The 22,080-nt window shown below is 44.8% G+C and carries 17 protein-coding genes and 3 rRNA genes; 6 read left to right on the top strand and 14 right to left on the bottom strand.

Annotated elements, in window-relative coordinates:
- Nucleotides 1-108 precede the first annotated feature (108 nt).
- From ACJA3J_RS01655 to ACJA3J_RS01645, 3 genes are all read left to right on the top strand, one after another.
- Nucleotides 109-1,101 (top strand): YeiH family protein, encoded by a 993-nt coding sequence (locus ACJA3J_RS01655; protein ID WP_406945344.1) that lies wholly within the window; start codon nucleotides 109-111, stop codon nucleotides 1,099-1,101.
- 186 nt (nucleotides 1,102-1,287) lie between these two features.
- Nucleotides 1,288-2,190, top strand: coding sequence for a DMT family transporter (locus tag ACJA3J_RS01650; RefSeq protein ID WP_406945343.1), 903 nt, complete (start codon nucleotides 1,288-1,290; stop codon nucleotides 2,188-2,190).
- Nucleotides 2,191-2,204: 14 nt separating this feature from the next.
- Entirely contained in the window at nucleotides 2,205-2,759 is a 555-nt protein-coding gene (locus tag ACJA3J_RS01645; RefSeq protein ID WP_406945342.1) for a cysteine dioxygenase, read from the top strand.
- Between the two features lie 30 nt (nucleotides 2,760-2,789).
- Here ACJA3J_RS01645 and ACJA3J_RS01640 read toward each other — a convergent pair whose 3' ends face one another.
- The 9 genes from ACJA3J_RS01640 to ACJA3J_RS01600 all read right to left on the bottom strand — a co-directional run bounded on the left by ACJA3J_RS01640 (nucleotide 2,790) and on the right by ACJA3J_RS01600 (nucleotide 13,834).
- The gene (locus tag ACJA3J_RS01640) at nucleotides 2,790-3,941 is read right to left on the bottom strand and encodes an AI-2E family transporter (RefSeq protein WP_406945341.1); all 1,152 of its coding nucleotides are present in this window, start codon (nucleotides 3,939-3,941) and stop codon (nucleotides 2,790-2,792) included.
- A 61-nt stretch (nucleotides 3,942-4,002) separates the two neighbouring features.
- On the bottom strand, nucleotides 4,003-4,914 hold the full coding sequence (locus ACJA3J_RS01635) for a DMT family transporter (protein WP_406945340.1): 912 nt from the start codon (nucleotides 4,912-4,914) through the stop codon (nucleotides 4,003-4,005).
- Nucleotides 4,915-5,025: 111 nt separating this feature from the next.
- A 5S ribosomal RNA gene (gene rrf / locus ACJA3J_RS01630) occupies nucleotides 5,026-5,139 on the bottom strand.
- Nucleotides 5,140-5,230: 91 nt separating this feature from the next.
- Nucleotides 5,231-8,146 (bottom strand): 23S ribosomal RNA (locus ACJA3J_RS01625).
- A gap of 290 nt (nucleotides 8,147-8,436) precedes the next feature.
- Nucleotides 8,437-10,003, bottom strand: a 16S ribosomal RNA gene (locus ACJA3J_RS01620).
- The 16S, 23S and 5S rRNA genes sit together here, the layout of an rRNA operon.
- A gap of 536 nt (nucleotides 10,004-10,539) precedes the next feature.
- Nucleotides 10,540-11,559 carry a thiazole biosynthesis adenylyltransferase ThiF gene (locus ACJA3J_RS01615; RefSeq protein ID WP_406945339.1) on the bottom strand — a complete coding sequence of 340 codons (1,020 nt, stop codon included), beginning with the start codon at nucleotides 11,557-11,559 and terminating at the stop codon, nucleotides 10,540-10,542.
- Nucleotides 11,560-11,580: 21 nt separating this feature from the next.
- Nucleotides 11,581-12,381, bottom strand: a complete 801-nt coding sequence (locus tag ACJA3J_RS01610; protein ID WP_406945338.1) for an SDR family NAD(P)-dependent oxidoreductase — start codon at nucleotides 12,379-12,381, stop codon at nucleotides 11,581-11,583.
- 189 nt (nucleotides 12,382-12,570) lie between these two features.
- On the bottom strand, nucleotides 12,571-12,726 hold the full coding sequence (locus ACJA3J_RS01605; protein ID WP_167356080.1) for a hypothetical protein: 156 nt from the start codon (nucleotides 12,724-12,726) through the stop codon (nucleotides 12,571-12,573).
- Between the two features lie 337 nt (nucleotides 12,727-13,063).
- Nucleotides 13,064-13,834, bottom strand: coding sequence for a LysM peptidoglycan-binding domain-containing protein (locus ACJA3J_RS01600; protein WP_406946252.1), 771 nt, complete (start codon nucleotides 13,832-13,834; stop codon nucleotides 13,064-13,066).
- A 389-nt stretch (nucleotides 13,835-14,223) separates the two neighbouring features.
- On the opposite strand from ACJA3J_RS01600, the gene ACJA3J_RS01595 reads away from it, so the two are divergent.
- Nucleotides 14,224-15,282, top strand: coding sequence for a class I SAM-dependent methyltransferase (locus ACJA3J_RS01595; protein WP_406945337.1), 1,059 nt, complete (start codon nucleotides 14,224-14,226; stop codon nucleotides 15,280-15,282).
- Nucleotides 15,283-15,396: 114 nt separating this feature from the next.
- Here the strand turns inward: ACJA3J_RS01595 and ACJA3J_RS01590 are convergent, their stop codons facing one another.
- Complete coding sequence (locus ACJA3J_RS01590; RefSeq protein WP_406945336.1) at nucleotides 15,397-16,164, bottom strand: MerR family transcriptional regulator; 768 nt, start codon at nucleotides 16,162-16,164, stop codon at nucleotides 15,397-15,399.
- 227 nt (nucleotides 16,165-16,391) lie between these two features.
- On the opposite strand from ACJA3J_RS01590, the gene ACJA3J_RS01585 reads away from it, so the two are divergent.
- Nucleotides 16,392-16,862 (top strand): DinB family protein, encoded by a 471-nt coding sequence (locus tag ACJA3J_RS01585; protein WP_115824553.1) that lies wholly within the window; start codon nucleotides 16,392-16,394, stop codon nucleotides 16,860-16,862.
- Between the two features lie 47 nt (nucleotides 16,863-16,909).
- On the opposite strand, the gene ACJA3J_RS01580 is transcribed toward ACJA3J_RS01585, so the two are convergent.
- Genes ACJA3J_RS01580 through ACJA3J_RS01565 form a run of 4 tightly spaced genes read right to left on the bottom strand, consistent with a single transcriptional unit; the run spans nucleotide 16,910 to nucleotide 21,045 of the window.
- Complete coding sequence (locus ACJA3J_RS01580; protein WP_406945335.1) at nucleotides 16,910-17,662, bottom strand: PHP domain-containing protein; 753 nt, start codon at nucleotides 17,660-17,662, stop codon at nucleotides 16,910-16,912.
- Between the two features lie 11 nt (nucleotides 17,663-17,673).
- Nucleotides 17,674-18,498: an energy-coupling factor transporter transmembrane component T family protein gene (locus tag ACJA3J_RS01575; protein WP_406945334.1), complete on the bottom strand. Its 825-nt coding sequence runs from the start codon at nucleotides 18,496-18,498 to the stop codon at nucleotides 17,674-17,676.
- Nucleotides 18,485-20,173: an ABC transporter ATP-binding protein gene (locus tag ACJA3J_RS01570; protein ID WP_406945333.1), complete on the bottom strand. Its 1,689-nt coding sequence runs from the start codon at nucleotides 20,171-20,173 to the stop codon at nucleotides 18,485-18,487. Before ACJA3J_RS01570 ends, ACJA3J_RS01575 begins: the two co-directional genes overlap by 14 nt.
- Nucleotides 20,170-21,045 (bottom strand): cell division protein FtsQ, encoded by an 876-nt coding sequence (locus ACJA3J_RS01565; RefSeq protein ID WP_406945332.1) that lies wholly within the window; start codon nucleotides 21,043-21,045, stop codon nucleotides 20,170-20,172. Before ACJA3J_RS01565 ends, ACJA3J_RS01570 begins: the two co-directional genes overlap by 4 nt.
- Before the next feature lie 174 nt (nucleotides 21,046-21,219).
- Between ACJA3J_RS01565 and ACJA3J_RS01560 the strand changes: the two genes are divergently transcribed.
- Nucleotides 21,220-22,059, top strand: a complete 840-nt coding sequence (locus ACJA3J_RS01560) for a MurR/RpiR family transcriptional regulator (RefSeq protein WP_406945331.1) — start codon at nucleotides 21,220-21,222, stop codon at nucleotides 22,057-22,059.
- Nucleotides 22,060-22,080 lie beyond the last annotated feature (21 nt).

Raw genomic sequence — 22,080 nt, 5'->3', positions numbered from 1 at the left:
GAACCGCTCCAATCATCAGTTTTTTCTATGATTAACATTATAAAGTTTTATTTTACGAATAACTAGCCGGAGCGTATGATAGATGAAGGAAACAAAGGAGGTACATCAATGAATCACACTTCTTATCAACCTCTTCTAAAAGGAATCGGATTTACAGCCATCGTTGCAGCTGTAGGATTTCTACTCGCAATGCTTCCTCTGTTGAATCAAGTCGGTCCTCTTGCGACAGCCATTCTCCTTGCTGTTTTGTACCGCCATTTTTTTGGTTATCCAGAAAGCATTCGCACAGGAATCCATTTTTCAGCAAAAAAATTATTGCGACTTGCGATTATTTTGTTCGGATTAAAATTAAATATCAATGTTATCCTTCAAGAGGGCTTTCCTCTTTTATTAAAAGGAACGGTTGTCATCGTGTTTGCGATCGGCCTTATGCTCTTTTTAGCAAAACTCTTTAATGCCGACCGCTCGATGATGGCACTGCTCGGAATCGGAACAGGTATATGCGGTGCATCAGCTATTGCTGCGGTCACTCCCATTTTGAAAGCCAAAGAAGAGGACACAGCCATCAGCGCAGGTGTCATATCCGTAGTCGGTACGTTATTCGCCATTGTATACACCCTCATCCGCCCCCTTCTCCCGGTAGATGCAGAAGCTTACGGCATGTGGGCGGGAATCAGTTTACACGAAGTAGCGAACGTTGCCCTTGCCGGAGAACCGGCTGGAGATGAAGGTCTAGGAATGGCGCTTGTCGCCAAGCTCAGTCGTGTCTTTCTTCTTGTACCGTTCAGTCTGCTTTTGATTTGGTTTATGAAAAAGAAAGGAACAGAAGAAAGCCGTTCATCCATTGTTTTCCCATGGTTCCTTGTTGGTTTTATCCTGATGAGCCTATTCGGAAGCTTTGTGAATGGATCCGTTTTTACGATGCCTTCAGAAGCCATGAATGCCATATCCACACTAACTTCTTTCATTTTGACGATGGCCATGGTTGGTCTCGGTCTCAGTGTAAGTTTACATGATGTTAGACACCGGGCTTTAAAGCCAATGCTCTTATTGATTGTGACATCCATTTTGCTCTCCGTTCTCACATACTGGATCATTTGAAAAAGTCTAAGGATTCCTTAGACTTTTTTTTATTGGCCGACACTTCCTGTCTAACGATCAGAATATTCGTCGAAAAAGTGTCACTCCACAATCGTTTTGTTACGATAGAATAGAGTCTCGGAGTCTCATGCTTGTCCTTTTCCCGCATATAGTGAAAGGAGACTATATGAGGAAAGGACACGGTCTATGAGTTCCCCATCGCGAATCGGCGCTTCTCTCTATGCATTTCTCTCCATTACCTTCTGGGGTGTGTCTTTCGTTTCCACCAAAGCCGTTTTAGGAAAATTGGATCCCTTTTCCCTGCTTGTCATCCGATTTGGAATTGGGTCGATCTTTTTATTGATGATGATACTTCTATTCCAATACCCCTTGAAAATACATATAAAGTATCTTCCGCATGTACTCATCTTTGGGGTCCTCGGAGTATTTGTTCATCAAGTGGTCCAGGCGACAGCCCTGCTGACCATACACGCATCGGATGCAGGATGGCTGATTTCGTTCTCCCCGGTGTTTACCGTCTTTCTGTCCTTCATATTCTTGCAGGAAAAGCTTACCCTGAAGAAAGCTTCCGGAATCACGATAGCCGTCACAGGCGTTTTGATTATCACAACCATCGGGAGCAGTCATGCTTTTAGTTTTTCCTTAAGCCTCGGCTATTTTCTTATGATTTTAAGCACTGTGAACTGGGCTGTCTATTCCGTGCTCCTAAAAAAATTATCTGTCCCTGTACCTTCTCTTGTCCTGACCTTTTATATGAGCACCACAGGGTTCTTTTTGACGCTTCCTTTCTTCATCAGGAACCATGGGCTGGACCAAATACGTTCACTCTCACCCGAACACTGGGCTCATCTACTTTTTCTCGGCATTTTCGTATCGGCCATCGCCTACTGGTATTGGGCGAAAGCATTAGAGGTGATGCAAGCAACACAGGTCTCTGTCTTTCTCTATTTTGAACCATTGGCTACACTAATCGCTGCCATCATTCTGCTGAATGAAAAGTTCATTGCCTCCTCTCTTTTTGGAGGCCTTTTGATCATTGCAGGTGTGATGCTCGTCCAGGGGAGATTTTCATTTAGGAAACATTTTTAATAAGGAGGATGTCTATGAGGATGATCAACCGTGTCGAGGAAGCGTTCAGAAATCTTGATGAATACTCACCCGAAATACTGAAAAAAACATTGATCGATCTTGGAGTTACGTTAGATGAGTTAGCCCCCTATTTGCAGGACCCTGAAGGCAAGCCCTATTACCGCCAAATGATATACGAGGATGATCACGTGGAAATGATCGTCATGAATTGGGCAGATATTGAGTGTGCGCCTCACGATCACGGTCATTCCACAGGTTGGATCCAAGTCATGAATGGTACGACTAAGCAAACGGTTTATCAGGCTCACGGCGAAGCATTGCCTTCTCCTCTCTTCACAGAATTCAAGGACAATGGGAGTCTTTTTTTCGCTCCTAAGAAAGGGATTCACAAAATGGGCAGAGAAGGTACAACACCACTTGTGACCTTGCACGTCTATTCTCCACCCATCCGTGGCATGCGCGTTTATGACCTCGAAACCTGTGCTGCCTGCGTCGTATCCAGTGACTGCGGGGCATGGTGGCCGGAAGAACAGAGGCAGCGTTTGAAAGAAATTAAATTACAAAAATAAAGAAGGAAGTGACTGAGCTCACTTCCTTCTTTATTGAATCTTATATTGATTCTCTTCCTCTACAAACCGGTTATACCGCTTTTGGAACCAGTAATAGAGGTGTGATACGACCACCTTCAAAATCGCGTAGCCAGGAATAGCTAAAATGATCCCGACGATTCCAAATAAATGACCTGCCGTCAATAAAACAAAGATGATGGTGACGGGATGAATGTGCAAACTTTTCCCCATGATTTGCGGGGATATGAACTTCCCTTCCAACAACTGTACAATCGTCCAAACGACGACAAGTTTCACAACCATAAAGGGTGAAGTCACAATAGATATAATCAACGCAGGTGTAATCGCTATGACAGGCCCTAAGTATGGAACAACACTTGTCACACTAGCGATAGCCGCGAGTAACAAAGCATACTCCAGTCCGATAATCAGAAAGCCGATGTACATCATAATACCGATGCAAAAGCTGACGATGATCTGTCCTTGAATATAAGCCGACAGTTGATGGTCAATGCCTTTAAATACACTGGATACTTCCGGACGGACCTTCGGCGGGAACATCCTTATGATAAATGACGGGAGACGATGCCCATCTTTCAACAAATAGAAGAGAATGAACGGCAATGTCACAAGCGCTACGACTACATTCGTCACGGTTGAAATGATATTCGTGATTCCTTCTACGGTCTCAGAGGCATAAGAAGAAATATAATCAGGAATCTGATTCAACATTCCATCCACGTCTTCAAATAGATTCGTATAATACGCTGAAAAAATTGAATTCCTCAACCACTCATCAATTGTATTAATCAAATCTTGTAAATAACGAGGCAACTCTTCAGCCAGACTGATCAACTGCTTTTCAAGAAAGGGAATAATAAGGACTACAAGCATGGTGATGATCCCCACCAGCGCTAGAAGGGTAATCAAAATCCCCCATATCCTTTTTATTCTCCATGATTCAAGCAAATTGATGATCGGCCGAAGTAAATAATAGACGACAATAGAAAGAATTAACGGCAAAGCTACCGTTTTAACAAAAACTAAGAAAGGATCGAAGATAAATCCTACACTTGAAAAGACGAGGATGTTCAACCCAATCAGCAAGAGTACTCCTAAGATGAATAAAAGTTTCCGACCTCCGAAAAAGCGGATGACCGGTGTGGAATCCCAACGGTTCATAAGCATTTCCCCTCAACTGCATCGTTAGTCACATTCTATCACACTCATAAAAAAACGAACCTTAACTTGCTTTCTTCCCTACAAATGAGCGACTCACACGTTTCTTCCTCGTAGACAGATATACACCTGCAAAAATCACACCAAGACCAATAATCAACTGACTTGTGACCGGCTCACCAAGAAGCAGGTGCCCCCAGAAAAGAGCGGTCACCGGAACAAGGTAAGTAACCATACTTGCAAACTCGGCACTCCCTCGATCGATCATATAATAGAAAAGTAGATGAGCGATTCCAGAACCCACACAACCTAAACCGATCACGCTGATTGTAAAGGTAACGTTCATATTTTGCCCGATAGAGATGAGCAGTGCAGGTTGTGTCCATAGAATACCTGTTAGACCAACCATCGCTCCTACGAGGAGGGCAATGCTCGTCAGAAGAATCACATCGAATCCACGTAAGTGCCTTCGTGTAAAGTGTGAAACAAACCCATAGCACGAGGTTGCAAGAATCATTGTCCCAATACCGATGAAGTTATCGGGGCGTATATTTCCAAACTCAAAACCGGTCAATACCAGGATGCCGATAAAACCGATAACAATTCCACTCCACTGCCATCTGTTTAACAAAACCGAAAATACAAGAAAACCAATCAAACCTGTCATAATTGGAGTCGTTGCATTGAGAACTGCCGCGGTATTACTGGTCACCACGGTCTGACTCAAAGCAATCAGACCCCAGGGAAGACCCGCATTGAATACACCGACAATAATCAATACGCCCCAAGGGATTGATTGGGGAAGCTGATGTTTCCTCCACTTAATAAAAACCAACGGAAGAAGAATCACAGCTCCAGCAAGACATCTTAAAAAAACAGTGCCCCACACCCCGGCTGTGCCGATCAGAGTTTCTATAAAAACAAAAGATAATCCCCATATCAAACTTAAGGAAAGTAGAGCTCCGTACAGTTTCATCGTTATCATCCCCTTCCGCTCATGTCAATATTTCTATACTTTACCAAATTCAAACGAAACGCACAATACAAAAATAACCCTTCAGGATTATTCCTGAAGGGTTACGAAATGATGTGGCGGCGTCCTACTCTCACGGGGGTAAACCCGACTACCATCGGCGCTGAAGAGCTTAACTGCTGTGTTCGGCATGGGAACAGGTGTGACCTCTTCGCCTTCACCACCACATCAATATAAAGTTTGAGGTGAACCCTCAAAACTGGATAAGGAAACATCTTGTTTGAAAAGGTACGCTTTTTTCACGAATGATTTTCATCAGATAGATAAGTCATCGATCCATTAGTATCCGTCAGCTCCACGTGTCACCACGCTTCCACCTCGGACCTATCAACCTCATCGTCTCTGAGGGATCTTATTTGCTTAAAGCAAAGGGAAATCTCATCTCAAGGGGGGCTTCATGCTTAGATGCTTTCAGCACTTATCCCGACCACACGTAGCTACCCAGCGATGCTCCTGGCGGAACAACTGGTACACCAGCGGTGTGTCCATCCCGGTCCTCTCGTACTAAGGACAGCTCCTTTCAAATTTCCAACGCCCACGACGGATAGGGACCGAACTGTCTCACGACGTTCTGAACCCAGCTCGCGTACCGCTTTAATGGGCGAACAGCCCAACCCTTGGGACCGACTACAGCCCCAGGATGCGATGAGCCGACATCGAGGTGCCAAACCTCCCCGTCGATGTGGACTCTTGGGGGAGATAAGCCTGTTATCCCCGGGGTAGCTTTTATCCGTTGAGCGACGGCCCTTCCATGCGGAACCGCCGGATCACTAAGCCCGACTTTCGTCCCTGCTCGACTTGTAGGTCTCGCAGTCAAGCTCCCTTGTGCCTTTACACTCTGCGAATGATTTCCAACCATTCTGAGGGAACCTTTGGGCGCCTCCGTTACCTTTTGGGAGGCGACCGCCCCAGTCAAACTGCCCACCTGACACTGTCTCCGGACCGGATCACGGTCCTGGGTTAGAATGTCCGTACAGCCAGGGTAGTATCCCACCAGCGCCTCCACCGAAGCTAGCGCTCCGGCTTCTAAGGCTCCTACCTATCCTGTACAAGCTGTACCAACATTCAATATCAGGCTACAGTAAAGCTCCACGGGGTCTTTCCGTCCTGTCGCGGGTAATGTGCATCTTCACACATAGTATAATTTCACCGGGTCTCTCGTTGAGACAGTGCCCAAGTCGTTGCACCTTTCGTGCGGGTCGGAACTTACCCGACAAGGAATTTCGCTACCTTAGGACCGTTATAGTTACGGCCGCCGTTTACTGGGGCTTCGGTTCAACGCTTCGCATAAGCTAACGCATCCCCTTAACCTTCCAGCACCGGGCAGGTGTCAGCCCCTATACTTCGCCTTACGGCTTCGCAGAGACCTGTGTTTTTGGTAAACAGTCGCTTGGGCCTTTTCACTGCGGCTCCTCGGCAGAGGAGCACCCCTTCTCCCGAAGTTACGGGGTCATTTTGCCGAGTTCCTTAACGAGAGTTCTCCCGCTCACCTTAGGATCCTCTCCTCGCCTACCTGTGTCGGTTTGCGGTACGGGCACCTCTTTCCTCACTAGAGGATTTTCTTGGCAGTGTGAACTCAGGAGCTTCGGTACTCTATTTCCCTCCCCATCACAGCTTGACGTTGCCGGACGGATTTGCCTATCCGACCGTCTCACTGCTTGGACGCGCACATCCAGTGGCGCGCTCTCCTTATCCTCCTGCGTCCCCCCGTCGTTCAAACGGAAAGGAGGTGGTACAGGAATATCAACCTGTTGTCCATCGCCTACGCCTTTCGGCCTCGGCTTAGGTCCCGACTAACCCTGAGAGGACGAGCCTTCCTCAGGAAACCTTAGGCATTCGGTGAAAGAGATTCTCACTCTTTTTTCGCTACTCATACCGGCATTCTCACTTCTAAGCGCTCCACCAGTCCTTACGGTCTGACTTCACGGCCCTTAGAACGCTCTCCTACCACTGATCATAAGATCAATCCGCAGCTTCGGTGGTGTGTTTAGCCCCGGTACATTTTCGGCGCAGAGTCACTCGACCAGTGAGCTATTACGCACTCTTTGAATGATGGCTGCTTCTAAGCCAACATCCTGGTTGTCTAAGCAACTCCACATCCTTTTCCACTTAACACACACTTTGGGACCTTAGCTGGCGGTCTGGGCTGTTTCCCTCTCGACCATGAACCTTATCACCCACGGTCTGACTCCCAGAACAAAGTCTATGGCATTCGGAGTTTGACTGAATTCGGTAACCCGATAGGGGCCCCTCGTCCAATCAGTGCTCTACCTCCATGACTTTCTATTCTGAGGCTAGCCCTAAAGCTATTTCGGAGAGAACCAGCTATCTCCGTGTTCGATTGGCATTTCACCCCTACCCACACCTCATCCCCGTAATTTTCAACTTACGTGGGTTCGGGCCTCCAGTCAGTGTTACCTGACCTTCACCCTGGACATGGGTAGATCACACGGTTTCGGGTCTACGACCGCATACTCACTCGCCCTATTCAGACTCGCTTTCGCTGCGGCTCCGCTTCTGCTGCTTAACCTCGCATACGGTCGTAACTCGCCGGTTCATTCTACAAAAGGCACGCCGTCACCCATTAACGGGCTCCGACTACTTGTAGGCACACGGTTTCAGGTTCTCTTTCACTCCCCTTCCGGGGTGCTTTTCACCTTTCCCTCACGGTACTGGTTCACTATCGGTCACTAGGGAGTATTTAGCCTTGGGAGATGGTCCTCCCGGATTCCGACGGAATTCCTCGTGTTCCGCCGTACTCAGGATCCACTCCGGAGAGAGAAAGATTTCGACTACAGGGCTGTTACCTGCTCTGGCTGACCTTTCCAGATCGATTCGCCTATCTTCCTCTTTGATAACTCCAATGGAGTGTCCTACAACCCCAGAAAGCAAGCTTTCTGGTTTGGGCTGATTCCGTTTCGCTCGCCGCTACTTGGGAAATCGCATTTGCTTTCTCTTCCTCCGGGTACTTAGATGTTTCAGTTCCCCGGGTGTGCCTGCCTATACCTATGTATTCAGTATAGGATACTGTTCCATTACGAACAGTGGGTTTCCCCATTCGGAAATCTCCGGGTCAAAGCCTACTTACGGCTCGCCGGAGCATATCGGTGTTAGTCCCGTCCTTCATCGGCTCCTAGTACCAAGGCATCCACCGTGCGCCCTTATTCACTTAACTATCTTCGTGAAAAGACGTTTACAATTTCAATTAGATGTCTTGTCATCAATTGTCTCATCGTTAGATGAAGACAATGATTCCTTATCCAGTTTTCAAGGTTCACAAGTTGAAAGATCGTTTGATCTCTCAAAACTGAACAACCAACACAGTACGTTTCCGATTGTCTAGCTCCAGCTCCTAGACCCAAGCGCTCTAAGCGATATCTCTCCAAGACTTTGACAAGTCTTTACGTGATCTCACTTAGTTCGTCGGGTCTGTACAGTCGCTTTCGCCTTTCAATATATCCTTAGAAAGGAGGTGATCCAGCCGCACCTTCCGATACGGCTACCTTGTTACGACTTCACCCCAATCATTGGCCCCACCTTCGGCGGCTGGCTCCAAAAAGGTTACCTCACCGACTTCGGGTGTTGCCAACTCTCGTGGTGTGACGGGCGGTGTGTACAAGGCCCGGGAACGTATTCACCGCGGCATGCTGATCCGCGATTACTAGCGATTCCGGCTTCATGCAGGCGAGTTGCAGCCTGCAATCCGAACTGAGAATGGTTTTATGGGATTTGCTACACCTCGCGGCTTCGCTGCCCTTTGTACCATCCATTGTAGCACGTGTGTAGCCCAGGTCATAAGGGGCATGATGATTTGACGTCATCCCCGCCTTCCTCCGGTTTGTCACCGGCAGTCACCTTAGAGTGCCCAACTGAATGCTGGCAACTAAGATTAGGGGTTGCGCTCGTTGCGGGACTTAACCCAACATCTCACGACACGAGCTGACGACAACCATGCACCACCTGTCACTTGGTCCCCGAAGGGAAAGCCCTATCTCTAGGGATGTCCAAGGATGTCAAGACCTGGTAAGGTTCTTCGCGTTGCTTCGAATTAAACCACATGCTCCACCGCTTGTGCGGGCCCCCGTCAATTCCTTTGAGTTTCAGCCTTGCGGCCGTACTCCCCAGGCGGAGTGCTTAATGCGTTAACTTCAGCACTAAGGGGTGGAAGCCCCCTAACACCTAGCACTCATCGTTTACGGCGTGGACTACCAGGGTATCTAATCCTGTTTGCTACCCACGCTTTCGCACCTCAGCGTCAGAAACAGACCAGAGAGTCGCCTTCGCCACTGGTGTTCCTCCACATATCTACGCATTTCACCGCTACACGTGGAATTCCACTCTCCTCTTCTGTCCTCAAGTTCCCCAGTTTCCAATGACCCTCCACGGTTGAGCCGTGGGCTTTCACATCAGACTTAAGGAACCGCCTGCGCGCGCTTTACGCCCAATAATTCCGGACAACGCTTGCCCCCTACGTATTACCGCGGCTGCTGGCACGTAGTTAGCCGGGGCTTCCTCGTTAGGTACCGTCAAGGTACCGCTCTATTCGCACGGTACTTGTTCTTCCCTAACAACAGAACTTTACGATCCGAAGACCTTCATCGTTCACGCGGCGTTGCTCCGTCAGACTTTCGTCCATTGCGGAAGATTCCCTACTGCTGCCTCCCGTAGGAGTCTGGGCCGTGTCTCAGTCCCAGTGTGGCCGATCACCCTCTCAGGTCGGCTACGCATCGTCGCCTTGGTGAGCCGTTACCTCACCAACTAGCTAATGCGCCGCGGGCCCATCTGTAAGTGATAGCAAGAAGCCATCTTTCAACTTTCCTTCATGCGAAAGAAAGTATTACCCGGCATTAGCCCCGGTTTCCCGGGGTTATTCCGATCTTACAGGCAGGTTGCCCACGTGTTACTCACCCGTCCGCCGCTCGTTCCACGAGCTTCACCTCAGATGAGGATCCACTCGCTTCCCGCGCTCGACTTGCATGTATTAGGCACGCCGCCAGCGTTCGTCCTGAGCCAGGATCAAACTCTCCATAAAAGTTAAGTTTGACTTGCTCATTTGCACACCGAATGTGCTTGTTTCAAATCTCTTCTATAAAGAAGAAATGTTTTGACGTACTGGTTGGTTCGTTCAGTTTTCAAAGATCAAATGTTTGTTTGCCGCTTCAAAACAGCGACTTAATTAATATATCATATGCAGTCGTTTTCGTCAACAACTTTTTATGATTTATTTTGTTAAGCCGTTTGCGGCTGGCCGCTCTGTTAATGCGACAAGTAATAATATATCATGGCATTTCGAATGACACAATAGGTTTTTCAATACTTTTTTTAGTTTTCTAGAACACTAGAATAGGATTGATCTTTTTCTTCCTTATTATATAGACGAGAAATAAAAAGCGAGCAGATCTCTGCTCACTTTTAGTACCGTCCTTTTCGTTTCCTCATGAATTTTTTTATGATCGGATATACCATCGGTCCATATTTGAACACTCGTTTTAGTAGTCGTCCCATGTTGCACTCTCCTTATTGGTTGTTGGTTTATGTATTCCCTTTTCTCTTCCTATACAAACTACATTAACCACCTACGATTTTATGATACAACGTTTTTGCTTCCTTTATATCTTTTGTCCCGTGAATCAACACGCGGCCATCCCGAAAGAAAACCATACGGTACAGCGAATTTTTATAGGATAACAAGAAAGGATTCTCCTGAATCTCTCCATTTGGAAGTCGATTTTTCAACTCCTCCAAATCTCTTTGTTCCTTATTATTTGGACGTATCTGCACGGTGTCCCTTCCGCATAGAACAGCAACCTTTGTCATTTCATTTCCAGATAGAAAAGGATAAGATGGTTCTTCCCCGCAAGATGGGCAGTCTTTTCTTTGAATGCGTCCGGTTTTAATCGATGTATAGTCGTTCGTCCAAAGATCGAAGGTTACCAGTCCTTTACGTATGGAATGAACATCTCCTACAAGGACTTTCAACGCCTCCGTCACCTGATGGGCGGCGACCATTTGAACAACCGGACTGATCACGCCTACCGTATCACAAGTGGCCGCACCGAGGGGAATGCTTCTCATCAAACATGACAAACAAGGGCTCGTGCCTGGTATAATCGTATAACTCATCCCATGACTCCCTACGCAACCACCATAAATCCAGGGGATTTGGTGTTTTTGTGTGAAATCGTTGATGAGCATACGTGTTTCGAAATTATCCGTTCCATCTATGATCAAATCGATGTCTTTTGAATATTTTTCAAGTTCTTCTACTTGTACATCATCCACTATTGCATGAATGTGCACCTCACTATTTACTTTTTCCAAACGTTCTTTGGCTGCCACCGCCTTAGGCATACGGTTTTCAGCATCTTTTTCTGTGAATAGTTGCTGTCTCTGCAAGTTACTGAATTCCACATAATCCCGGTCAATAACAGTTATTTTTCCGATTCCTGCCCGCACAAGCTGCTCTGAACTGCTTGTCCCTAGTGCACCAGCCCCTATGATGAGCACGTGCGATTCTTTCAGACGACGCTGCCCTTTTTCTCCTATTGGTTGGAAGAGCTGTTGTCTTGAATATCGTTCTCCTGTCAAAGGGTCTACCTCCTTTTTTCCTTAACGCATGACGCTTCCTCCGGATATTTTCAAAGATTCCCCGACAATATTGGTCGATCCCTCCGATAAAAGGTAGACAATGGACCTGGCCACTTCATCAGGTTCACTCAGTTTTCCAGAAGGAATCCCTTCTTCGGCTGCTTTTCTTTGTTCTTCATAATTTCTACCTTCACGCTTTCCTTTTGAACGAATGGCTTCCTGCCCCATAGCTGTGTCTACATAGCCTGGACATACGGCGTTGACACGGACACCATGCTCAATAGCTTCATGAGCAAAAGACTGCGTGAATCCTGTAATCGCAAACTTTGAAGCGCTGTAAGCCGTACCAGAATGCGTACCTCGCAATCCAGAGAGGGAAGATAAATTGACAATGCTTCCCCGCCCATTTGCTTTCATATCTTTATAGACTTCCTGAGTGAAAAAGACGGTAGAAAAATAGTTGAGCTCCATCACTTTACGCAAGTCTTCTTCTTTTAGATCTTCAAGGGGACCTCCACCGATGATCCCAGCCGAATTGACGAGTCCTGTCACAGAACCTATCGCCTTCCTGGCGTCCTGTACTACTTTTACACGATCCGATTCATCGTTCAAATCAGCAGCACTTATGAAAACTTTCATCTCTCCGTTTATCGTAGCACATTCCTCTTTTAACAAGGCGAGTTTCTCTTCGTTCCTGCCTGTGATGGTCACATGACCTCCAGCACGGACGATTTCCTTGGCCGTTTCATATCCAATCCCGCCTGTCGCCCCCGTAACGAGGATGTGTTCGCCTTTTAATGCTTCACCTGAAAAAATGTTCATGTTTTCGCCTCCTTAGCGAATACGATAACCGAACCCTTCTATATGTAAACCTTCTGGATATAAAAAATCAGCGCTTCATGACTGATCTTGTCAATGAAACGCTGATCCACGGGACAACTTGTTTTAAATAGTCGACCATGTTGATTCTTTTTTTGTTACTTCTCATAGCTACCTCCACGACTTCTAATGCTATTTCCGTTTGTTGGTCTGCTTACGGAAAGAGAATAGAACCTTTCCACTCCGTGTGCGCTTCACGCCTTTACCCTTTGATTGGACTTGGGCTTCCGGACTGTTTTTGTAATCCTGATCGAACAGCTCACGAGCTTTTGAGTATAGCAGAGTCATCGTGGTGTCCTCCCTTCTTTTTTAGTATAAAATACGATTCCCCTTGATATTATTAGTAAAACTTCGTAAACGCAAGAAAAAATTATGTTTTATACGTTTTTTTCTAACGATAGAGCTTATTTAAAGGATCATCGTTTCTGAACAATATCCGCGCGGGTTGATTTTCAAACCTATTTATGTAGAAAAATGTCGCTTTCTATACTTTTCCCACGATGGGCAACCAATACAAAAGATGAAACTTTTTAATAGATATCCTTTTTAAAAAGAATAGTTTTAAATTGCACACCAGCGAAAAAACAAAAAGAGACGACCCCTCAAAGGATCGTCTCGATCTATATTATTCATAAACTTTTACTTCTACACTTTTACGTCCGAAGTCAAGAGCATCAGAACGATCTGCCATGAATACATCGATGCGGTTGCCTTGGATGGCACCGCCGATATCGCCGGCGATCGCTTTACCATATCCTTCTACATAAACCTCAGAACCTAGTGGAATCACGTTCGGGTCTACGGCAATAACTTTTTGATCTGGATTTGCTCTCAAATCAATACCTGTATAAGTTGTACCGGAGCAACCTTCACAGAATGCTGTATACGCTGTCGCTTCCATATTCAATGTTTTAACGACACCATCTTCTGCTGGTTGGCTGGATGTTTGCTCTACTTCTGCTTCTTCATTGCTTGAGCTCTTTTCAGATGTGGACTGTTCAGCAACTGCTGCTCCATCAAGGGTTAATTTCTCTCCAGGATAGATGAGGTTGGAGTTAAGGTTGTTCCAAGCTTTCAGTTCTTGCACGCTTACGTTATTTGCTTGTCCAATGCTGTAAAGCGTGTCCCCGGATTGAACCGTGTGAACACTGCTAGACGTTTGCGCCTGAGCTTGTCCGTTCTGTCCCTCGTTAATAGAAAGTACTTGATTAGGGAAAATCAAATTAGAGTTCAAACCGTTCTCATCTTTTATATCATTCACAGATACTCCATTGTTTTGAGCAATGCTCCAAAGAGTATCTCCTTTTTTTACTTTAATTTCATCTGCACTTACTGCTGTTGCTGTTACTGCCGAAACCGATGCGACCGCCGCCAAAGAAACAATTGTTTTTTTCATCATGTTTAATTTCCTCCTTGGTAAACAGCTCTCGCTCAGCCCTCGGCTAAGCGCTGTCTCAAAATCACAATTCCTACTGTAACACGTACAGCTCATATGCCAATAACAGGAACACAACAATAACTTTTCAAACATTACATCATCTTTACTTCAGTGTAATAATCCGGTTGTAATGGATAAATGTACCTAAGAAATCATAAAATCTGTTTTGTTGAGGTTATATGTACAGACCACACATAGCCTTTTGGGAATATTTGTATGACCTGGTACACCAGATGATGTAAGACCTGGTCATACAAAAAAGGGTATTTCTAAAGAATGACTAACATTGTAAACGTTTACATAAACGGTTATAGTTGTACTAAATGATATGGAGAGGTGATCGATCCATGTTAGGAGAAGCTGTGGTCAAGGATTCAAGGATACCTAAGCCCTATAGTGAAGAGCATATGGGCGAAACGTTTTCCCATCCGCAATACCGTGTCGACCTTAGACGTTATTCAGAGAAAGAGTATAACAAGTTTGTTCGTTTAAACACGGTTTCTGATTGGTCCCATTTGTCATGGAAGGATGTAGGTAAACCTTTTGAGGTCACGAATTATTCGAAAGAACGAACTGAATGGGAGCGAGAGAATGATCAAATGATGGATCCGCACACTTCATGGACCTATTTCAACAAATCCTTTCATGAGTGGTTCATCAAAGATGTTCCTCAGGAAAAGAACCAGAGTAAAAAACAGTTCATGCGAAGCCTAGCTGCATTGAATCCTGGACAAGTAAAACAAGCGATTGGTAATCTTGTTCAATTGCAGTTATGGAATTATGTTCATAGAATCCAAGATGGAATTTGGGACCCTCGCGGAAAGAGAGCCCTTTTTGAAGGGTTGCATGTAGACCGCCCCCGTATTCTCTTTTTAGGAGCTGCGGAAGGTTATGAAGCCATGCAGCTTGGAGCCATGTACCCAGGAGCAGAGATTGTCATGGTCGATTATGATGAATTTTGCAAGACAACACGGTTCGGTGAATTCCCAGAACATTATCCATTCTTAGGTGAAAATCCTAAAACAGGACAGTGGAAAGTCATCTATAAAGATGACTTGAACATTGAATATGTGGTTGAGGATATTCGCAACCTTGATTTCGGAAAAGAATTCGATATTGTCCTCTCCGTCGGCCTGTTGGAACATTTTCCTGATGAATACAAAACGGAAGTCGCTGACTGGCACCGACGCTTTTTAAAAGAAGGGGGCTTTGCGATTCTGACCACCCCACGGAACCAGCTCCGATCCCGCCTCTACTATCATGTCATGGCCGATGTGATGAACCATACCTACCGGGAACTCATGACTGTTGAACAAATGGGACTCTATATGTATGAAGCAGGATTCGACATCCTGAGACACGGTTACATCAAAGTACACAATGGACTCATTTGCCAGCCACGTTAATATGGGAAAAACTGTATGACCTGGTAAGGAAGAAAAAGGAACAAAAGGTTTTATGTTTAATGGAAATAATTGTATGACCTGGTCATGCAGTTATTCCCTTCCTCTAAAAGAGTTTTAACTTTCTTCCTGTTGATCGCAGTAAATGTGCATGGCTCTTTTTAGGAACTCGGCGTATCCTTCTTTCCATTTGTCGATGTTTTTCGTAAAGCGAGGGTCGTTAACATACAGGTCCGCCAACCCTCTGAAAATTTGCAGATTGCACTCATAAAAGTGACCCGTGATGTGCTGACGTTTTTTATCAATCAACTGCTGAACATCTGGATCAGAAGGGTCACGATCCATTAATTTTACAAGCGCGCGGTCAATTTTGTCCCCCTCTTGTTGAATCTTCTTCCAATCTTCCTTCGTATATTGGGATGTTTTCTGTTTGGATTGTTTGTAAGCGTCCGTATTTCCCCAGCGTTCTTCCACCTCCTTCTCATACTTTTTCTGATGGGCTTCAATCTCGCTTTTATCAAACGGACGGAAACGGTCTTCATTTTTCATACGATCTTCTCCTTCCAACGTTTGGAGCGTCTGATCCACCGAACGAATTAATCGCTCCAACCGTTTTTTCTTTTCTCTTAATATCTCACGGTGGCGTTGCAATGCATCGGCTTCATCAAAATCAGGGTCATCCAGAATCTCCTTGATCTTCTTCAAAGAGAAATCCATCTCTTTAAAGAAAAGAATCTGCTGCAGACGGGCCAACTCTTTTTCACTGTATAAACGATAGCCTTTTTCACTTACATAGCTCGGTGACAACAGATCGATATGATCATAATGGTGCAGTGTGCGCACACTGACCCCTGTCATCTCCGCCATTTCTTTCACCTTATACATCGGTGATCACCTCACAATTAAAGATAATCTATAACGTAACGTCAGAGTCAACTCATCGTCTAAAAAATTCACTAAGCATCTTTGAATGTAGGTCTTTTTATGCGGGAGTCAAACCAAACCTTAGGGCGAATTTCGTCGTTTCATGTAGTTTTTCGCTTGGGAAAGGGATTTAGTCGAACGTCGGAGAATAAGAGGAGGAATAACAATTTTAATAAGGTTGTGTTCCTATGAATATGTACTGTCAGAGCGCTTTTCATCAATTAGAAATCGTTATTGCATCCATTTCCGAAATGGTCGGTCAGTTATCAGAAGAAGATTTGACCCTGAGACCGACGGAGGGAAAGTACTCCATCGGGGAATTGCTCGAACACATTGCAGCAATCCCTGCTGCTGATGGGCACATCACAGAAGGGGCTTCTAAAGCAGAGATGGAGCACTTCTATGAAACGGTATCAATGAAAACAAAAGATGAAATCTTAGAACGTCTATTTGACAACTTTGCGCAATTAAAAGCTCAATTTGAAAACTACACCGAAGAGCACTTATACACAGAAACCACGTCCTGGTGGGGTGTGACGAATACACGTTTTGAATGGCTCATCCAAACGGTCGCCCATATGTATCACCACCGCGGTCAATTGCACGCCATGTTGGTGCACACGTATAAAAAAGATCCGGAGATTCTGCTGTTTGAGTAAATCACCTCAAAAGAAGTCCCTTCTCAACATGTGAGAAGGGACTTCTTTTACAACGCTACATATTCTTTTTTCAATAAGTTTTTCACCATTTTCGCCGCTTTCACTTTTGTGTCGATGGCCGGGGATATGAACACGGCATAATCGCCTCTACGAATGACTCCCTTTAAATCCTGAATGGTTTCACAATCCGGAAACTCATTGACCACAGAACCATATTGCAACAATTGGTGGGTATCACTGCCGCCTACTGCCGAAGTACCGAATTGCTCAGCAAGTTCTTCGACACGCTGTTTCATAGCTAACCCATACTTATGCAAATCTTTTCCGTTTATATCAAAAGCATCAAATTGTGTAAGCACATCCTCCTCATGATGCGTCCACGGAGTTGATTCCCTGAACGGATGGGCCCCTATTTTCAGTACATCGTAAGGATGAAGCAGATCAATTAATTCACGAACAGGAAGGAAATCCGCTTCTTCCAGGTGATCACTTAACTTCCTCCGAATCGCTTTTATATCTTCACGATCCCCGACGACGAGAAAGTGACCTATTTCTTTCACGTCAATTTCAATGCCGGGGAATACTTTCACACCATTTACCATATAGTAATTTTTTCGATATTCGAAGTGACGGTCCAGCATCTCGTATAATTCAAAAAAGTTCATCGCATTAAAATGCTCAGTAAGAGCAATAGCTGTGAGCCCGTTCTGCTTTGCTTCTTCCATTTTCTCAATGAATTCTTCTACTGTGACGGGAATTTTCTTGGATAAATTTCCGTGCGTATGAAAATCTATGTTCATTGTGTTCCTCCTTAGAAATGGTAATAGTAGCCTAGTGTATGAATGGTAATAAGAATAACGGCGCTGAGCATGATAAATCGGTATTCTTTTGGACCGATCTTTAAATGCGATAGTTTTTGCTTTTTCGCTTCATCACTATGGATGGCATAGGAAAACCCTCTAACTTCCAGAGCTTCTACGGTTGTTCTTGTACGCTTAGCAATGTTCAACATCATCGGATAAAACGCTTTGACGATAATTTTGGTGTAATAGAGAACAAGCTTCCATTTTAACCACCCATGCTTTTGAGGGGCTTTCCCCCTCATCCGGTAAGACTGGATAATTTGTTGGTACTCATCCATCAAAATCGGCAGCATACGATAGCCATAAGATACGGCAAAGCTGAATTGGGCCGGCACACCGAAGCTGAGCAGAGCATCACTCAATTTTTCAGGATCCATACTCGCAAATGCTGCTATACTCGCAATCGACATAATGACGATTTTCATAGTCAGCGTGATTAGAGCTGAATACGCGGCAAGGTCTCCTCCCAGGAAAAAGGCGACAATAAAAATATAGCCAAGCTCACCGACAATACCAATGCTCAACAGAAAGATGATTAAGGGACTAACTCTTGTCACAAGGGCCATGATCGATGTATAAACAGCAAGGCCGATTAAAATTACGTAGTTAAAGGTGAACCACGGAAGTAAACTGACAATCAAGTACCAAACGATGATGACTCGAGGATCAAGCTTACCAAGATACGTTTCTTTCTTACCGTAAGCCGTCTTCAAAAGTTCCATCTTCACCCATTCCAGATTAATACTCCCTCTTAATTTTTCAACGAACTGCAAGAGTTTCCACCTCCTTGATACACCTTAAAAACTCTTCGACAGATAACGCTGCTGGAATCAGGCCAAGCGCTAAGGATAGTTGGACAATTTGAGGCGGAATAAGTCCTGCCTGCTTCCATACGTGTTCTTGACTAAACATCATCCTGGGCTTCCCATCATAGATGATTTCTCCCTGGTCCATGACAAGGACCCGGGTCGCCCATTCGGCAACCAGCTGCATGTCATGAGTGGCAATAAGGACGGTGGAGACACTCTCCATTTCTTTTAAAATTTTTGTCAGCTCTTTCCTGCTTTGAACATCCAAACTTGCTGTTGGTTCATCGAGCATAACGAGGCGGGGGTCTGTTGCAAGACCAATGGCCATAGACGCTCTACGCTGCTGACCTCCACTTAGGAGACGGCCATCTTTATGGAATACTTCCTGCAATCGAAAGGAAGAAACAAGCTGATCCAAAAATTCTTTGCGGTCGATTCCGCGTGAACGGTCGTAAAACTCAAGGTCATTTTTAATAGAATCCTGGATGAACATTTCTTCTGGATTTTGGAATATATAGGACACTCGCTCTGTCGTTTCTTCAAAGGTTAAATCCTTCGTCGATTCTCTATCTATGAATACCTCTCCAGCATCAGGCTTCACCATCCCAGTGAGACATTTCATCAAAGAAGTTTTCCCTGCTCCATTTGTTCCCACGAGGGCAATTCGCTCACCTTCAAAGAAACAGGTAGACACTTTATCCAATATTTTCTTTTTTCCACCGGAAATCGTGCGCCCTGTATATGTGATATTTTCTAAACTCACTACTTCTTTGCCAATTTCAAGGTCCTGATCTTTTCTTGTATCCATTAAAGAATAACCTTTAAAGTGGTTGGTCCCTTCTTTAATTGTCAAAGGATAGGGTGCGTCTATTTCTTCCCGCATCATCGCTGCTTGAGTCACTTGCGGAGGGAAAATATCCCGTTGAATGAGATCCTCCACTTTGTTCAAACCCTCCTTCACCGATTGTTTCCACGCTACTCTCCCGTGGTCTACGAGCAGTACATTCGTACAATACTCTGCAATGAATTCGGTATGATGTTCTATAACAATGATGGTTTTGCCGTAATTCTCCTGCAAATCTTTCAACCGTTCATAGATATCTTTCGCATGGTGGGGATCGAGTTGTGCCACAGGTTCATCTATAATCAATATTTTGGGATTCAGTGCAAGAACTCCAGCAATGGCAGTTAAATGCTTCTGACCTCCACTCAGCTGCCATATGCTATGATCTTTTATATCAGTGAGGCCTAGTACTCCAAGTGCCCATTCTGCTTTTTCATGAAAATCCGGCAGACCAAAATTCAAAGGGGCAAAAGCTACATCATCGAATACGGTCGGTCTCATCAATTGATTTTCAAAATCCTGATACACATAGCCGACTTCATGACTCATTTGTGATACCGTTGAAGCGGAGACATCTTGTCCATTCACCACAATATCTCCTGAAAACTCACCAGTATAATAATTCGGTATCAAACCATTAAACGTCTTACATAAGGTCGTTTTCCCACTTCCATTTCCACCGATGACAGCAAGAAATTCACCTTCATCGATCGTAAGGGAAGCCCCGTGCAATACTTTCTCTTTAGAGCCTGGATATTTGAAGTGAACATCTTCTAGTTGTATAAGTGGATTCATGCGGTTTTGTCATTCTTTCCGAGCCTGCGTGCACCTGTTACTTTCTTCGCTCCTGCAACGGCTACAATAAACAGGATGGCTGCAGCCGAGATTGGAAGCCAGATATACCCTTCGCCGAATTGCTCAAGAAATTCCGGTTCCCAAACAGCGAAATTAATGTCCATTTCGGCCATGAATTCAGATACCAATCCTACAAAGACAAGAAAGATCGAGGCAATCACAAACCTCACAGATACCCATTCAGTCATTGAGGCATTGACACGGCCTTCCCGAGGCTCAATGCCAAGCAAAGGTTCAATTTTTCCATACAAACGAGGAATTAAATAAAGAGCGGGGATCAAGCCAAATAAAACCCCGGAAATCACCATCTCTGTAAGGAAGCTGACTCCTTCAATAGCCAGGATGGACGCCGGGAGGCCTGAGACAGCTTCAAGTTCTTCAATCCCAAACCATACCTTTCCAACATCGACAATGGTACTTAACATCTGGTCAATCATAACCCCGACGAGAGCAGCGACAGCGATTTGTCTTCTACTATTCAAGTTCGTGACAAGTAAACCAGCAATATACATGGCAAGTGTAAACTGTATAAATCCTTCCAATTCACCAAGTCCACCAAAATCTCCTAGTAAAAGGTCTCCGAAAATGATCTCACCTACGGAGGCCCCAAACGCTGCATAAAGGGGATTAAATAACATAACCAATGTCAATGGGATGAAAGCCAAGTAAGAAATTGAAATTTCTACAGGACCTAAAGTGAACTCAGGTAGTAATTCTGTAAATAGATTGGCAAGCCCAAACAAAGACATCGATAAAATAAAGACCATCATCTTCTGCGACTGCGTGTACTCATTTCTCTTCATAGTGCTCATTCTCCATTTCCTCCTCGTGTGGTTTGTTCAATTTCATAGTAGAAAATGGAGATTAAGCACACATCTGTTTCATGTATAGATCGTGTAAACAAAATTAACTTTTTATAAAGAATGAAAAGAAATTTACATCTGTAAGAGAGAGGGTTTTATACTGAAAAACAAAGGAGGGAAAACATGCGAAGAAACCTACTGGATTTAGACAAAAAAAAGATGACCCGGAAACAAAGACAAATCGCCGATGTTATTGAAAAGAAGGATACGTCGGTTGTATATGCGACCGAACAGGAAATTGCAGACGAAGCGAAGGTGAGCATAGCGTCCGTGTCGAGATTCTGGTTATTCATGGGGTATAAAAACTTCAGGGAATATAAACAACTGGTTAAGAAAAAGATGGACCGGTCCCCTGAAAACAAAATGCGAAATACGGTCGAGCAATTTAATGATGACAACATCTTCAGTCAATTGACCGAACAACATTTTAAAAACCTTGTCCTCACCAGCAAACATTTCGACCAGGAATCCTTCCAGCACGCAATCCAAACGGTCATTGAATCGGAAAAGTTATTCATCCACGCCCCCGCATCGTCTGAAGGTCTTGGGGATTTATTGGAATATCGTCTAAAAAGGTTCGGGCTTAGAGTCGAACGGTTTGCCAAAAGTGGTTTTGAAATTTATGAATCCATGGTGCACATGGATGAACAATCGACCATCGTCATCTTCCAATTTGTCGATCTCCTCCCTGAAACAAAAGTTATATTCGATTATGCTGCAAACATAGGCGCACGTACGATTCTGATTACAGATCGACTTGTTACAGATATGAAAGAACTGGCTGATTATACACTGTACGCCCACAGGGGAGAGATGTGGGAATTTCACACCATGGTTTCACCAGTCGCTGTCCTTGAAGCTCTTGTAATGGGGGTCGGAAAACAGCTTGAAGAAGACTCGATCACTCATTTACAAAAACTATCAAACATCCGAAAAAAATATAAAGAAATCATCCCAAAATAACCCCACTACACCTTATGTAGT

Origin of the sequence: Halobacillus sp. SY10, assembly GCF_045401165.1 — a bacterium.
In the GTDB taxonomy this organism is placed as follows: domain Bacteria; phylum Bacillota; class Bacilli; order Bacillales; family Halobacillaceae; genus Halobacillus; species Halobacillus aidingensis.
The sequence above is the reverse complement of the archived record's forward strand: the minus strand, read 5'-3'. Positions and strand labels throughout refer to the sequence as shown.